The following is a 14367-nucleotide window of genomic DNA, read 5'->3' as shown; positions in this document are numbered from 1 at the left end:
GCCAGTGCCTCGGCCGTCCGGCGCGTCGGCTCGGACGGCCGGACCGCCGGCGAGACCTTAGCGACCGCACCGCCGCCACCGCCGAGGCCCAGGGCCGCCCGCATCGGTGCATCGTAGCCGTAGAGGTCGGGCAGCGTGCGGTAGCTGCCGCCGTCGTCGACGGTGGCGGTGAAGTAGGCGAGGTGCACCGGCAGCTTGTGCTCCAGGCGGATGGTGCGCTCGCCCTTGCCGACGAGCTTCTTCAGGCGCTCCTCGGTCCAGTTCGGCAGGACCACGTCGGCGAAGCGGAACGGGTCGTCGACGCGGACGCAGCCGTGGCTGAGGGCCCGTTCCGAACGCGAGAACAGCGAGCGGTTCGGCGTGTCGTGCAGGTACACGGCATGCTGGTTGGGGAACATGAACTTGATGAAGCCGAGCGCGTTCTTCTCGCCCGGCGGCTGGCGCAGCGAGACGTGGCCGCCGCGGCGTACGATCTCGTAGCCGCCCCAGGTGCTGCCGCCGTAGCTCGCGATCTTGGGCAGCATCGTCTTCAGGATCGAGGGCGGCACGTACCACGACGGGTTCACCACCGCGTATTCCATCAGCCCCGAGAACAGGGGCGTGCGCGAATCCGGCTTGCCGACGATGACGCGGGCCTCGTCGCGCGGGCGTCCGTCGCGGAACACGCGCAGGCGGAATTCCGGCACGTTGACCAGCACGTAGTCGGGCCCGAGATCGGTGCCGAGCCAGCGCCAGCGCTCCATGTTGACGATCAGCGCCGCGTCGTCGCCCACCGGCCGCACCGCACTCGCCTGCCTGGCGCCCTGCGCCAGCGCCACCACCGTCTGGACGTTGAGGACGCCGTTGCCGGGCAGGCCGCGGCCGCGCTGGAACTTGGCGACCGCCGCGGCGACGCCGGAATCGTAATCCTCCGGATCGCCCGGGGGGACGTCGAGGGTGCCGGCCTTCCGGCTCTCCAGATCGAAATGGGCGCGCAGCAGGGGCACGCGCGCATCGCGCATGCCGACGCGCAGGGCCGGACCGGGCGGCAGGCGCAGGGTGGTCGCCGGACCCGCATCGTCCGTCGCGGCCGGCGCGCGTGCCACCGACAGGCGGCTCTTGAGGGCGAGATAGCCGGGGGAGCGCGGATTGTAGGCCTGGAGCAGGTCGCCGGCGGTGCCGCCTGCGCCGGCGAGGCTCGCCAGGACCGTGTCGGCGGCCGGCAGATCGAGGGTCGGCGTGATCAGCCGCGAGATCGCGGCCAGGTTGATCCGCCCGCCGCGCGCGTCGCGGGCATAGAGGGCGGCGGCGGCCGAGAGCTTCAGGTCGGCCTCCGCGACGGCGGCCAGATCCTCGGCCTTGGCGGGGCTTTCCGTCTTGCCGGCGATGTCGGCTTTCCCCGCCTTCGGGAGCGCCGGCACCGGATAGGCGCGAGCGTCGAGGCCGTCCTCGGGCGCCGCCGCGAGGCGTGCGGCCACGGCCTTCGCCGCCGGCGTGTAGACGCCGTCCACGATCCAGACCGGCTTGAAGGCGCCGAGCGCGTAGAACGCCTGGATCGCCTCGCGCTCCTTCGTCGTCAGGCGGGCGAGCAGCGGGGCAGGCGAGGCCAGCCGGTTGAACACGGCGGCCGCCTGCGGGTCGCTCGGCACGGTGGGCGCCGCGGCGACCGCCGGACGCTCCGGTCCGGGCGCCTCGGTCTGGGCCGGATTGGCCTTCGGCGGCTCGGACGGAGTTACCGCCTCGAGGCCGGTGGCCGGCGGCGGCAGGCTCGGATCCGCGACCGCGGCCGGATCGGATGCGGGCGCCTTATCGGCGGCGACGGCCTTGTCCGGGGTCGCGGTGGCGACGGCGGCGGCGGGCGGGATGTCGTCCAGACCACCGCGGGCGAAGGCCGCCGTGGAAAGGGCGCCCTGCGCGACGGAGCCGGCCAACAGGACGGCCAGGGCTGCTTTGGCCGAGCGCGAGACGCCCATCTGCGAACCTCCTGGGGACCGACCTCGAGGCCGCCCACAACCTTATCAGTATCGGCGCAAGCCCGGTCGTGCGCAATCGCACCCCCTCCGCTCGCGCCGTCGCGTGCCTGCAAGTGCCTGATGCGCCGAGCCTATCGGTCAGGCGTCGGCCCTCGGGCCGGATCAGGCCGCGGCCTCTTCGGCCTTGTCGTCGCCGTCGAGCCCGAGATCCTTGAGCTTGCGATACAGGGTGGACCGGCCGATTCCGAGGCGGCGCGACACCTCCGACATCCGGCCGCGATAGAATTGCAGCGCGAAGCGGATGATCTCGGCCTCCAGCGCATCCATCGGCTTCATCTCGCCGGTGTCCTCGACCACCAGCGACATCGCGTGGGGGTCGCGCACCTCGACGCGGACGATCTCGCGCACCGGCTCGGGCGAATGGGCCGACAGCATCGGCTGCACGGGCGCCGCCGGGATGCGGACGTCGAAGCCCTCGACCTGGGCGGCGATCTGCGGGAACTCGGCCACCGTCAGCTCGTCGCCGTCGGCGAGCACCACCGCGCGGAACAGCGCGTTCTCGAGCTGGCGGACGTTGCCGGGCCAGCCGTATCGGGTCAGCAGCGCCATCGCCTCGGGGGTGATCGCGCGGACGCGCTTGCCTTCCTCGGCCGCGAACCGGGCGCAGAACGAGCGCACCAGGTCGGGCACGTCCTCGCGCCGGGCGCGGAGCGGCGGCAGGGTCATCGGGAAGACGTTGAGGCGATAGTACAGGTCCTCGCGGAAGCGGCCCTCCTTGACGAGGTCGAGCAGCGAGCGGTTCGTCGCCGAGACCAGGCGGATGTCGACGCGCACGCTGCGCTTGCCCCCGACCGGGTCGACCTCGCCCTCCTGCAGCGCGCGCAGCAGCTTCACCTGCGCATCGAGGGGCAGCTCGCCGATCTCGTCGAGGAACAGCGTCCCGCCGGACGCCTCCACGAACTTGCCGGCATGGCGCTCGGTGGCGCCGGTGAAGGCGCCCTTCTCGTGCCCGAACAGGGTCGATTCGACGAGATTGTCGGGGATCGCCCCGCAATTGACCGTGACGAAGGGCTTTCCGCGCCGCTCGCCCGATCCCTGGATCGCGCGCGCCAGCACCTCCTTGCCGACGCCGGATTCGCCCTCGATCAGCACCGGGATGTTGGATTTCGCGGCGCGTTCGGCGAGCCGGATCACCCGCTCCATGTCGGGCGACTTCGAGGTGAGGTCCTTGAAGCTGAGCGAGCCGGAGGCGCGGCGGCGCATGCGCCGGACCTCCTCCTCCAGGTGGTCGACCCGGAGCGCGTTCTTGATCGAGACCTGCAGCCGCTCGGCGCCGGCGGGCTTGACCACGAAGTCGACGGCGCCGGCGCGCATCGCGGTGACGACGGCGTCGATCGAGCCGTTGGCGGTCTGGACGATGACCGGGGTGTCGAGGCCGGATTTCCGCATCTCGGCGAGCACGCCGAGGCCGTCGAGGCCGCCGGGCATGACGAGGTCGAGCAGCACCACGTCGATCTCGGGCTGGGTCCGCAGCAGCGCGAGCGCGTCCGCACCGTTCTCCGCGAGCTTCGCCTCGAAGCCGAAGCGGCGCACCGTCGCCTCGGCGAGACGACGCTGAACGGGATCGTCGTCGACGATCAGGACCGTTGTCGCCATGCGGGCTTTTCCTCGCTGCCGCGGGTCGACCGCGGCGCCGGACCTCGCGGGACCCGGCACCCGGCACGACCGGCGGGTGTTTCGTTTCGAGCCGGAGCGTCGCCCAGATGCGTAAAGCCCCGCTTAACGACGACGGGAGATTTGCCGCAGGCGCCGCTTGCATCCCCGGCGGCCGCCGAATTCGGTTGAACGCCGTCGATCGCGCTCGATATGAGGCGGGAAGGGCCCGTCGGGCCCCGCGCGGGCGACACGCCGGCAACGAACCGAGGATCCATGCGAGGAATCATGTCCGCCCGAGCCTTCGCCCCCGCAGGGTCGCCCCTCCGGAGCGCCGAGGGCGCCTCCGCGGCGCGTGCCGCGGCCCACGCAGTCGATCTCGGGCCGCTTCCCGAATGGGACCTCGCCGACCTGTATTCCGGCCTGGACGCGCCGGACTTCCGCCGCGACCTCGCGAAGGCGGAAACGGATTGCCGTTCGTTCTCCGAGACCTACGCCGGGAAGATCGCGCAGCTCGCGAGCGGGCCCGACGCCTCGGGCAAGCTCGCCGCCGCTGTCGCGGCCTACGAGGCGATCGAGGAGCTGCTCGGCCGCCTGATGTCCTATGCCGGGCTGGTCTATTCCGGCGACACCACCGACGAGGCGCGGGCGAAGTTCTACGGCGACACCCGCGAGCGCCTCACCGACGCCTCCGGAAACCTGCTGTTCTTCGCGCTCGAGCTCAACCGGATCGAGGACGGTGTTCTCGACGTGGCGATGTCCGCCGGGCCGCTCGCTCGCTACGCCCCGTGGATCGAGGATCTGCGCCGCGAAAAGCCGTTCCAGCTCGAGGACCGGATCGAGAAGCTGTTCCTGGAGAAATCCGTCACCGCGAACGCGGCCTGGGACCGCCTGTTCAACGAGACCATCGCGGCCCTGCGCTTCCCCGTCCAGGGGGAGCGGCTGCCCCTGGAGCCGACGCTGAACAAGCTCCAGGACCCGGACGGCGAGGTCCGCCGGGAGGCGGCCGGGGCGCTGAGCGAGGTGTTCCGTGAGAACCTGCGGGTGTTCACGCTGATCACCAACACGCTGGCCAAGGATAAGGAGATCTCGGACCGCTGGCGCGGCTTCAAGGACGTGGCGGATGCCCGCCACCTCTCGAACCGCGTCGAGCCCGAGGTGGTCGCGGCGCTGGTCGATGCCGTTCGCGAGGCCTATCCGCGGCTCTCGCACCGCTACTACCAGCTGAAGGCCAAGTGGTTCGGCGTCGAGGCGCTGCCCTACTGGGACCGCAACGCGCCGCTGCCGAAGGTCGAGCAGCGCACCATCCCGTGGACCGAGGCGCGCGACACGGTGCTCGACGCCTACGGCGCGTTCTCGCCGAAGATGGCCGGCATCGCGCGGGACTTCTTCGACCGGCGCTGGATCGACGCGCCGACGCGGCCCGGCAAGGCGCCCGGCGCCTTCGCACACCCGACGGTGCCTTCGGTCCACCCCTACGTGCTGGTCAACTACCAGGGCAAGCCGCGGGACGTGATGACGCTCGCGCACGAGCTCGGCCACGGCGTGCATCAGGTGCTGGCCGGCCACAACGGCGCGCTGATGGCACCGACGCCGCTGACCCTGGCCGAGACCGCCAGCGTGTTCGGCGAGATGCTGACCTTCCGGCGCCTGCTCGCGGCGACGACCAACACGACCCAGCGCCGGGCGATGCTGGCCGCCAAGGTCGAGGACATGATCAACACGGTGGTGCGCCAGATCGCGTTCTACTCGTTCGAGCGCAAGGTCCACCTCGCGCGTGCCGAGGGCGAGCTCACCGCGGAGCAGATCAACGGCCTGTGGATGTCGGTGCAGGCCGAATCGCTCGGCCCGGCGATCACGCTCGATGCCGGATACGAGCCGTTCTGGGCCTACATCCCGCACTTCATCCACTCGCCGTTCTACGTCTACGCCTACGCCTTCGGCGACTGCCTGGTGAACTCGCTCTACGGGGTCTACGCGAAGGCGGAGGGCGGCTTCGTCGAGCGCTATTTCGCCCTGCTCTCGGCCGGCGGCTCGAAGCCCTACGGCGAGCTCCTGGCCCCGTTCGGCCTCGACGCCCGCGATCCCGGCTTCTGGCAGATCGGCCTCGGCATGATCGAGGGCATGATCGCGGAGCTGGAGGGGATGGAGGAGCCGAACCTCGCCACGTCGACGTAGCGACGGCGCACGTTGACACCGGCGGCGTGGGCTTCCTAGGTTGGCCGCGAGACGGAGGCCTTCATGAACGCCAGCCATGCCGCCTTCTTCGATCGCCCCGAAGCACGTCCGCTCAGGGACGTGCTCACCCGACCGGATCTTCTCCCGCAGTACGAGCTTCTCAGCCGTCTGGAGATTCCGGCCGTGCAGGCGGCGGTGTGGGACATCGAGCCGATCATCGCGACGTTCGATGCCGCGACGCGCACGCACGCGATACAGTCGTCGGGTGCCCTGATCGGCGATCTGCTGACGGCACGCGGCTTCCGCATCGCGCGGGATGCCAAAGGCGAGAAGCGGCGTGGACGCGTCCGCAAGGCGCGCTTCGTGAAGTCCGGCACGATCTGGGAGCCGCCAGCGCAATCAGATCGGGGCCATCGCGAGACGGTCGCGGCCATCATGGACGACATCATGGTCCGCTACCGCACCACCCTGACTGATCTGGCGAAGTGACGGTCGAGCCCGAGTGGCTCACCGTCGCGGACGTGATCGACGCCCATGCTCGGCAGCTTCGCGTCTTCGGGGGCGCCGTCGGCATCCGCGATGAGGGCGCGCTGGAATCCGCGCTCGCGCGTCCGATCAACAAGTGGCGCTACGAGACCGCATCGATTGCCGAACTCGCGGCGGCCTACGGCTTCGGCATCGTGCGCAACCATCCCTTCATGGACGGCAACAAGCGCGCGGGCTTCATGGCGATGCTCGCCTTCCTGATCCTGAACGGCCGGCCGTTCGCGCCCCATCCGGCCGAGGCGACAACTGTCATCATGGCGCTTGCCGCCGGCGCGATCGGGGAGCCCGACCTGGTGCGCTGGATCGACGACGGGTGTCCGCCGGCCTGAAGCCGGAAGGCATAAGGGTCGGCGTGAGAAGGTTGGACGATCACGGCGGAGACCAGGGGCTGCATACGAAAAGACCCGCGACGGGGTGCCCCGTCGCGGGTCTTTTCGGTCTTGGTTCCGGCCGCGATCAGACGGCGGCGACGTCGACCCGGATGTTGCCGCGGGTGGCGTGCGAGTACGGGCAGACCACGTCGGCGCGCTTCACGAGGTCGGCGGCCTTCTCGGCATCGATGCCCGGCAGGCTGGCCTTGAGGCTGACGGTGAGGCCGAAGCCGGTGCCGTCGTCGCGCTTGCCGATGCCGACCTCGGCGTCGACGCGGGCGTCCTCGGGCACCTTCACCTTGTCCTGGGCGGCGACGAACTTGATCGCGCCGAGGAAGCAGGCGGCGTAGCCGGCGGCGAAGAGCTGCTCGGGGTTGCTGCCCGGGCCGCCGTTGCCGCCGAGCTCCTTCGGGGTCGAGAGCCCAACGCCGAGACGGCTGTCGTCGGTCGCGGCGGATCCTTCGCGGCCGCCGGTGGCGTGGGCGTGGGCGGTGTAGAGAGCCTGCATCGTCGTCTCCTGTCGGCGTTGGGAATCACGCACCCGCTCGCGGGCGATCGGTGACCCTTCATCCCACGAAACTAGGTTGCGCGCAACCGATGTCGCGCGTTCAGAAGATCTCGAACAGGCCGGCCGCGCCCATGCCGCCGCCCACGCACATCGTGACCACGCCGTACTTGGCGCCCCGGCGGCGCCCCTCGATCAGCAGGTGCCCGGTCATGCGCGCGCCGGACATGCCGTAGGGATGGCCGATCGCGATCGCGCCGCCGTCGACGTTGAGGCGCTCGTCGGGAATGCCGAGGCGGTCGCGGCAATACAGGACCTGGACCGCGAAGGCCTCGTTCAGCTCCCACAGGTCGATGTCGCCGACGGTGAGCCCGTGCTGCTCGAGAAGCTTGGGCACGGCGAAGACCGGGCCAATGCCCATCTCGTCGGGCGCGCAGCCGGCGACCGCCATGCCGCGATAGGCGCCGAGCGGCTGCAGCCCGCGCCGCTCGGCCTCCCGCGCCTCCATCAGCACGCAGGCCGAGGCGCCGTCCGAGAGCTGGCTCGCGTTGCCGGCGGTGATGAACGCGCCCTCGGCGACGGCCTGCCCGTTGCGGAACACCGGCTTCAGGGCGGAAAGGTCCTCGAGCCGGGTCTGCGGCCGGTTGCCCTCGTCCTGCGAGAGCGTCACCGCGCGCTTCGTCACGGCACCGGTCGCCTTGTCGACGACCGCCATCTCGGTCGCCAGCGGCACGATCTCGTCGGCGAAGCGCCGGTTGGCCTGGGCCTCGGCGGTGCGGTGCTGCGACTGCAGCGCGTAGCGGTCCTGCGCCTCCCGATCGATGCCGTAGCGGGCGGCGACGATCTCGGCGGTCTCCAGCATCGACATGTAGACGTGCGGGGCCATCGCGGTGAGCGCCGCATCCTCGGCGCGGAAGCGGTTCAGGTGCTCGTTCTGGACGAGCGAGATCGATTCGAGGCCGCCGCCGATCGCGGCCTGCATGCCGTCGACGACGATCTGCTTGGCGGCGGTGGCGATCGCCATCAGCCCCGAGGCGCATTGCCGGTCGACGCTCATCCCCGCCACCGAAGCCGGGAGCCCGGCCCGCAGGGCGGATTGCCGCGCGATGTTGGTGCCGGTGGAGCCCTGCTGCAGGGCGGCCCCGAGGATCACGTCGCCGATCAGCGTGCCGGCTTCCTCCGGCGCGATGCCGGCGCGGGAGAGCGCGTGGGCGATCGCGTGGCCGCCGAGCGCCTGCGCCTGGGTGTCGTTGAAGGCGCCGCGATAGGCCTTGCCGATCGGGGTCCGCGCGGTCGAGACGATGACGGCTTCACGCATGGTGTGCTGGTCCTTGGCGGGGCCGATCCCGCCCGTATCGGGAAGACAGGCGGTGTGCCGGATCCGGCCGGCCGGCTCAACCGCGCGCGGCGAGCCCGAAGATCGCGCGCGCCTCGGCCGGGCTCGCCGGTGCGCAGTCGATGAGCGACAGCAGCGTCACCGCCTTCTCGACGAGCGCGGCGTTGCTCGGCGCCAGGCGTCCGCGGGCGAGGTAGAGGTTGTCCTCCAGGCCGACCCGGACGTTGCCGCCCATGCTGGCGGCGAGCGCCACCATCGGGAACTCGGCCCGGCCGATGCCGAAGGCCGACCAGACCGCGTCGGCCGGCAGCCGCGCGCGCATCTGCACCAGGGTCTCGGGGTCGGCCGGCGCCCCCCACGGGATGCCCAGGCAGATCTGAAACAGCGGCGGCGCCGCGAGATGCCCCTCGGCGATGAGGTGGCGGGCGAGCGCGATGTGGCCGAGGTCGAACACCTCGATCTCCGGCCGCACGCCGGCGGCGCGGATCGCCTCGGCCATGGCGCGCAGGTGCGCCGGGGTGTTGAGGAAAAGGTTCTCGCCGAAGTTCATCGTCGCGACGTCGAGGGTGCAGAGTTCCGGCCTGAGCGCGCTCACGTGGCGGGTGCGCACCGCCGGAGTCTCGAAGAGGGTGCCGGGCCCCGCCGCGGCCGGATCGGACGCGCCCGGCACGAAGCGCCCGCCGGCGCCCGTGGTCAGGTTGAGGATCACGTTGGCGTTGCGCTCGCGGATGCGCTCCACCACCTCGCGGTAATGCGCGAGCTCCATGCTCGGCGCCGCGGTCTCGGGGTGGCGGACGTGGATGTGCACCACCGCGGCGCCGGCCTCGGCCGCCTCGAGCGCCGAGCGGGCAATGGCCACCGGGCTGACCGGCACCGCCGGGTTCTTCGACGGCGTGTCGAACGAGCCCGTCAGGGCGCAGGTGATCACGGTCTTCTGCGACATCGCCGTCTCCTCAGATCATCCCGCCGTCGACCACCAGCGTCTCGCCGGTGATGTAGGCCCCGCCGGCGGCGAGGAAGAGCATCGCCTCGGCGATGTCCTCGGGCTCGGCCAGGCGCGCCATCAGGGTGTTGGCGACGGTCGCCGCCTTGCGCGCCTCGGGCCAGTTCGCGGTCCAGGGCGTGGCCACGAGGCCCGGCGCGACCGCGTTGACGCGGATCTCGGGGGCGAGCGCCCGGGCGAGCGAGCGCGTCAGGTTCACGAGCCCGGCCTTGCTCGCCGAGTAGGCGATGCTGGAGCCGCGCCGCCCGAGGCCGGCGACCGAGGCGGTGTTGACGATGGCGCCGCGGCGCGCCCGCAGGGCGGGGGCGGCGGCCCGCGCGCAGCGATAGGGGCCGACGAGGTTGGTCGACAGGATCGAATCCCAGAAATCCTCGGTCATCGCGTCGAGGTCCTCGAAGGCGATCGGCGCCTGCGTGCCCGAGGTGCCGGCATTGTTGATCAGCACGTCAAGGCCGCCGAGCGTCGCGATCGCCTCGGCCACCATCACCTCCGCCTCGCCTGCGCGGGAGACGTCGCCGGCGACCGCCGTGACGGAGAAGCCGTCCGCGCGCAGACGCCCGGCGGCCTCCGGGCCGCGTGGGTCGTCCGCGAGGTGGTTCAGGGCGACCGCGGCCCCGTTGCGCGCGAACAGCGTGGCGGCGGCCAGGCCGATGCCGGAGGACGCCCCGGTGACGAGGACGGCTTTGCCGCGAAGGTCGGCGCCGATCATGGTGTGCTCCCGTCTGCGATCGGAGGTCGGCGGCGGACGCTCACGTGCCCTCCATCCGGCCGATGCCGCGCATCGCCGCCTTAAGGGCGAGCAGCTTGCGGTCGCGCTCGCGGAACAGCTCCGCCGGGTCGCGGCCGCCCCAGTCGAAGTAGCCGCGCCCGGCCATCACCCCGGTCCGGCCCTCGGCGCAGAGGGCGTCGAGGCTGCCCGACCGGGTGCGCGGCGGGGGCGGGGCGTAGCTCGCGTTGGCGAGCGCCCGGCGCTGCAGGTCGAGACCGGTGAAGTCCGCCTTGGCAAGGTGGCCGAGAATCGGGATGCGCAGCGAGAGCCCGTGCACGATGGCGTCGTCGATCTCGCGCGGGGTGGCGTAGCCTTCGTCGAGGAGGTGGTGCACCTCGGCGGTGATCGCCGACTGGATGCGGTTGGCGACGTAGCCCGGCACGAAGCGCTTGAGGACGATCGGCACCTGGCCGAGCCCGACGACGAGGTCGCGGATCTCGGCCACCACCTCCGGCCGCGTCTCGGGACCCGGCACCACGTCGACGAGATCGATGATGTAGGGGGGCGTGTACCAGTGCGCGACGAGGGCGCGCGGCTGCCGCCCGGCCGGGATCAGCGGGAAGACGTCGAGGTAGCTGGTGTTGCTGGCGATCACCGCGTCGGCGGCGCAGAGCCCGTCGAGCTCGGAGAACAGCGTGCGCTTCGCCTCCGGGTCCTCGGTGATCGCCTCGACGACGAGGCTCGCCCCGTCGACCGTGGCCGCGAGGTCCGGCGAAAGCCGCACAGCCGCGGCGAGGCGGTCGGCGGTCCACCCGTTCGGCGCGACGCCGGCTTCCGCCAAGGTCGCGAGCGCGGAGGCCATCAGGGCGGGCACCGCATCAAGGGTCTCGGCGCGGCTGTCCGTGAGGCGGACGGCATGGCCGCCGAGCGCCAGGACCAGGGCGATGCCGTGACCCATCAGCCCGGCCCCGACGACGGCGATCTCGGCCATGATGTCCTCCTCCGGTCAGACGGTGGCGATCGGCGTCGCCGGCGAGCCGACGGCGCCGGGAAGCCGCAGGGGCGGCGCGGTGAGCAGGAAGCGATGGCGCCCGTTCGCCCTGAGCCAACTCGCCAGCGGGGTCAGGTGCCAGAGCTCGCCCAGCGGCAGCCCGAGCTTGAACAGGCAGTGCTCGTGCAGCGGCAGGATCGCGCAGCACGCCCCGCCCGGCCGCGCCGGATAGGCCTCGACCGCGTAGTTGTCGGCGATCAGCGCGGAGAGCCCGGTGTCGGTGATCCAGGCGAGCAGCCTCGCGTCGCGGCCATCGAGGACGGCGCAGATGCGGTGCACCGCGTCCCGGTCCGGATCGCCGCCCCAGGCCAAAAGGCGGTCGGCGAAGCCCGTATGCAGGCAGACCATGTCACCGGGCTCGACCGCGACCCCGTCGGCTTCCAGGATCCGCATCAGGGCGTCGTAGCCGACGAGCGTGCGGGCGTCGCCGTGATGCGCCCGCAGGTCGACCATCACGCCGCGGCCCTGCATGCCGTGCTCGGCCAAGCGCTCGATGCCGAGACGGCGCGCGCGCGACGGGGCCTCGACCTCGGCCGCCTCGCTCGGACCCGTCACGTCGAGGCCGCCGCGGAAACCGTTGTAGTAGACGGGTTTCGGCGTTCCGTCCCCGTCGGCGTCGAACAGGCCGCCGACATGGGCGAGGCTGTCCCACTGCGTCGAGTATTGCAGATAGAGCATCACCCGGTCGTCGCAGATCACGTCGGTGGCGCCGTCGACCTCCTCGCAGACCCGAAAGTTGGTCACAGGCCGGCCGTTGGCCCGGACCGTCGGGCTGAGGCGCGGCGGGTGGCGGCGCTGGTTCAGGACGTTGCCGCCGGGCAGGTCGAGGGGCAGGCTGAGGCAGAAGGTCCGGCCCACGCGGACCTCCGCGACGCCCTGCAGCACCTTGGCCGCATCGAGCCCGTTGACGCGGCCGAGTTGGTCCTCAGGGCCGTAATCGCCCCAGGTCGAGCCCTCGGGCCGGCGGCGCCAGCGCGGCTCGGTCATCGGCGCGTCCTGCCGGTATCGGTTCTGCCCTCGCAGATCCGGGGCGCGGCGGGTGCCGGAGCCGGGCGCATGCGTCCATCCCTGAAGGCGGATCCTTGGCGGATCCCGTTGGCCGCATCGTCCGTCCGGCCATACCGGTCTGTCAACGACCGGGTCGCGGCCGGAGCGACGAAGCCGGGCGGATTTGTCAGGGCGCGCGAGCGCCCGCATACCGGACCTTCGAAACGGGCGAGGGCCGGAGCAGCCGATGCGCGAGCAGGATACGATCTTCGGAGCCGACATCCCGTTCGCGCGGCTCTGCGGCGTCGAGGCGCTCAGCTATGCCGAGGGACGCACCCGGCTGCGGCTGAGGCTGCGCGACGACCACGGCAACAACCTCGGCATCGCCCATGGCGGGGTGATCTGCACGCTGCTCGACATCGCCATGGGGACGGCGGCGCGGCTCGCCGCCGGGCGGCCGGTGCTCACCCTCGACATGCAGACCCGCTTCCTCGCCCCCGGCCGCGGCGTGCTGCTGGCCGAAGGGTTCGTGGTGCGCGGCGGGCGCTCGGTTCTGTTCTGCGAGGCGGAGATCCGCGGGGAGGGCGGCGATCTGGTGGCGACGGCGAGCGGCCTGTTCAAGCCTGCCCGCAGCGAGCCGGCGCCTGCGGCGTAAGGCGGGCGCGAACATCGACGAAAGCGGCCGCCGCCGACACGAAAAAAGCCCCGGACGCATGCGCCCGGGGCTTCATCGCAACCTTGCAAGGGGCCGGAGGGATCACCCTCCGGCGAAGACCTTAGAGGCCGCCGAACTTGTAGTTGAAGCCAGCGCGGATGATGCTACCCTCGGTGCGGAAGCGCGAGATGTAGCCGGCGCCCGGGCCGACACCGTTGAACGAGCCGACGATGACGTTGCGGCTGCCGAGGTCGTAGTGGAGGTACTCGGCCTTGATCGTCACGGCGTCGTACTTCAGGCCGAGATACTTCGCGAAGGCGAAGGTGTTTAGGAAGCTGTCGGTCGGGATCGCGTACTCGACGCCGCCGCCGTAGGCGTAACCGGTCTCGAGGTTGTTGGTGCGGCCGGCGAAGGCGAGGGCGCCGCCGGGGGTGTAAAAGTTGGCATCGTACTGGACCTCGCCGAAGGCGAAGCCGCCGGTCCCGTAGACCATGAACCGGTCGAAGGCGTAGCCGACGCGGCCGGTGACGGTGCCGAGATATTCCAGGCTCTGGCGGAAGTAGTTCGGGTTCGGCGCGCCGCCGACGACGCTCGGAGCGTCGAGGCTGAAGCGGCCCTTGTGGATGTCGGTCCAGTCGACGCTGACGGCGCCGCCGAGGACGAAGCCGGAGCCCGGGGTGAACTGATAGTTGTAGCCCGCGGTGCCGCCGATCTTGCCGATGCCGTCGGTCTCGGTGGTGGCCAGCGGCGGACGACGCAGGGCCTGCACGTTGGCGACGTTCGCGGGCGAGATGCCGGTGGTGGTGATCCGCTGGCGGTCGGTGAAGGTGTAGGTCGACTCGAGGCCGGCGTAGAAGCCGGTCCAGGTGAAGACCGGGATCGGGGTGAAGACCGGCGGGGGCTCGCGGCGCGGCAGGTCGGCGGCGGAGGCGACGGCGGTCATGCCGGCCAGCACGGTCGAGGCGAGGAGAAGCTTCTTCGTCATGTGAGGGGTACCTGAAGACTGTCCCGAATGGCTCTGGCCCCACTTAAGCGTAAGCATGCCCGGGCAACTATGCCCGCCGTGCCACAGTGCGGCCCAAATGCAGCGGTGGCGCCACGGACAACCTTGCCCGACCGAATCGCCGCCGGCCTGCCCCGTCGGGCCGGCGGCGGGCGCGGCCGGGGCGCCGGCCCTTGATCAAAGGACGGCGAGCCTCTAATCCGACCGCGCCTTTCGCCGGGGCTCCCCCGCGAGCCGGGCGAGAGTCGAGATCGGGTGCGCCCGTGCGCGGGCCCTGCCGCAGGAACGGGAACCATGGCCAAAGAGAAGTTTGCCCGCACGAAGCCGCACTGCAACATCGGCACGATCGGTCACGTCGACCACGGCAAGACGTCGCTGACGGCGGCGATCACGAAGGTCTTGGCGGAGTCCGGCGGGG

14 protein-coding genes are annotated in these 14367 nt (G+C 71.6%); 5 read left to right on the top strand and 9 right to left on the bottom strand.

The features are described 5' to 3' along the window. Both FV223_RS07740 and FV223_RS07735 read right to left on the bottom strand, forming a co-directional pair. Window positions 1-1952 (bottom strand): L,D-transpeptidase family protein (locus FV223_RS07740; protein ID WP_147726264.1); only part of this gene is annotated, 1952 nt, incomplete at its 3' end. Window positions 1953-2114: 162 nt separating this feature from the next. After that, the gene (locus tag FV223_RS07735) at window positions 2115-3608 is read right to left on the bottom strand and encodes a sigma-54 dependent transcriptional regulator (RefSeq protein ID WP_147726263.1); all 1494 of its coding nucleotides are present in this window, start codon (window positions 3606-3608) and stop codon (window positions 2115-2117) included. 285 nt (window positions 3609-3893) lie between these two features. On the opposite strand from FV223_RS07735, the gene FV223_RS07730 reads away from it, so the two are divergent. The 3 genes from FV223_RS07730 to FV223_RS07720 all read left to right on the top strand — a co-directional run bounded on the left by FV223_RS07730 (window position 3894) and on the right by FV223_RS07720 (window position 6658). Further along, a complete protein-coding gene (locus FV223_RS07730) occupies window positions 3894-5783 on the top strand; it encodes a M3 family oligoendopeptidase (RefSeq protein ID WP_147726262.1) in 1890 nt (629 codons plus the stop codon). A 63-nt stretch (window positions 5784-5846) separates the two neighbouring features. Further along, a complete protein-coding gene (locus FV223_RS07725; protein ID WP_147726261.1) occupies window positions 5847-6272 on the top strand; it encodes a hypothetical protein in 426 nt (141 codons plus the stop codon). Further along, a complete protein-coding gene (locus FV223_RS07720; protein WP_147726260.1) occupies window positions 6269-6658 on the top strand; it encodes a type II toxin-antitoxin system death-on-curing family toxin in 390 nt (129 codons plus the stop codon). The genes FV223_RS07725 and FV223_RS07720 overlap by 4 nt, the downstream gene beginning before the upstream one ends. Window positions 6659-6785: 127 nt before the next feature. On the opposite strand, the gene FV223_RS07715 is transcribed toward FV223_RS07720, so the two are convergent. The 6 genes from FV223_RS07715 to FV223_RS07690 form a co-directional block, all read right to left on the bottom strand. Then, on the bottom strand, window positions 6786-7208 hold the full coding sequence (locus FV223_RS07715) for an organic hydroperoxide resistance protein (RefSeq protein WP_147726259.1): 423 nt from the start codon (window positions 7206-7208) through the stop codon (window positions 6786-6788). Between the two features lie 100 nt (window positions 7209-7308). After that, window positions 7309-8523: an acetyl-CoA C-acyltransferase gene (locus FV223_RS07710; RefSeq protein ID WP_147726258.1), complete on the bottom strand. Its 1215-nt coding sequence runs from the start codon at window positions 8521-8523 to the stop codon at window positions 7309-7311. Window positions 8524-8599: 76 nt separating this feature from the next. Continuing rightward, entirely contained in the window at window positions 8600-9484 is an 885-nt protein-coding gene (locus FV223_RS07705; protein ID WP_147726257.1) for a 3-keto-5-aminohexanoate cleavage protein, read from the bottom strand. A 10-nt stretch (window positions 9485-9494) separates the two neighbouring features. Beyond that, complete coding sequence (locus FV223_RS07700) at window positions 9495-10253, bottom strand: SDR family oxidoreductase (protein ID WP_147726256.1); 759 nt, start codon at window positions 10251-10253, stop codon at window positions 9495-9497. Between the two features lie 40 nt (window positions 10254-10293). Beyond that, on the bottom strand, window positions 10294-11244 hold the full coding sequence (locus tag FV223_RS07695; protein WP_147726255.1) for a 3-hydroxyacyl-CoA dehydrogenase family protein: 951 nt from the start codon (window positions 11242-11244) through the stop codon (window positions 10294-10296). Between the two features lie 15 nt (window positions 11245-11259). Beyond that, window positions 11260-12291 (bottom strand): cyclase family protein, encoded by a 1032-nt coding sequence (locus FV223_RS07690; protein WP_147726254.1) that lies wholly within the window; start codon window positions 12289-12291, stop codon window positions 11260-11262. 247 nt (window positions 12292-12538) lie between these two features. Between FV223_RS07690 and FV223_RS07685 the strand changes: the two genes are divergently transcribed. Then, window positions 12539-12946: a PaaI family thioesterase gene (locus FV223_RS07685; RefSeq protein ID WP_147726253.1), complete on the top strand. Its 408-nt coding sequence runs from the start codon at window positions 12539-12541 to the stop codon at window positions 12944-12946. Window positions 12947-13067: 121 nt separating this feature from the next. Here FV223_RS07685 and FV223_RS07680 read toward each other — a convergent pair whose 3' ends face one another. Continuing rightward, window positions 13068-13931 carry a porin family protein gene (locus FV223_RS07680; protein ID WP_147726252.1) on the bottom strand — a complete coding sequence of 288 codons (864 nt, stop codon included), beginning with the start codon at window positions 13929-13931 and terminating at the stop codon, window positions 13068-13070. A 312-nt stretch (window positions 13932-14243) separates the two neighbouring features. Here FV223_RS07680 and FV223_RS07675 point away from each other — a divergent pair. Continuing rightward, a partial coding sequence (locus FV223_RS07675; RefSeq protein WP_246686237.1) for a GTP-binding protein occupies window positions 14244-14367 on the top strand: 124 nt, incomplete at its 3' end.

Source organism: Methylobacterium sp. WL116 (assembly GCF_008039455.1).
Taxonomy (GTDB): Bacteria; Pseudomonadota; Alphaproteobacteria; order Rhizobiales; family Beijerinckiaceae; genus Methylobacterium.
Note: the sequence above shows the minus strand (reverse complement) of the source record. Positions and strands in the feature narration are given on the sequence as shown.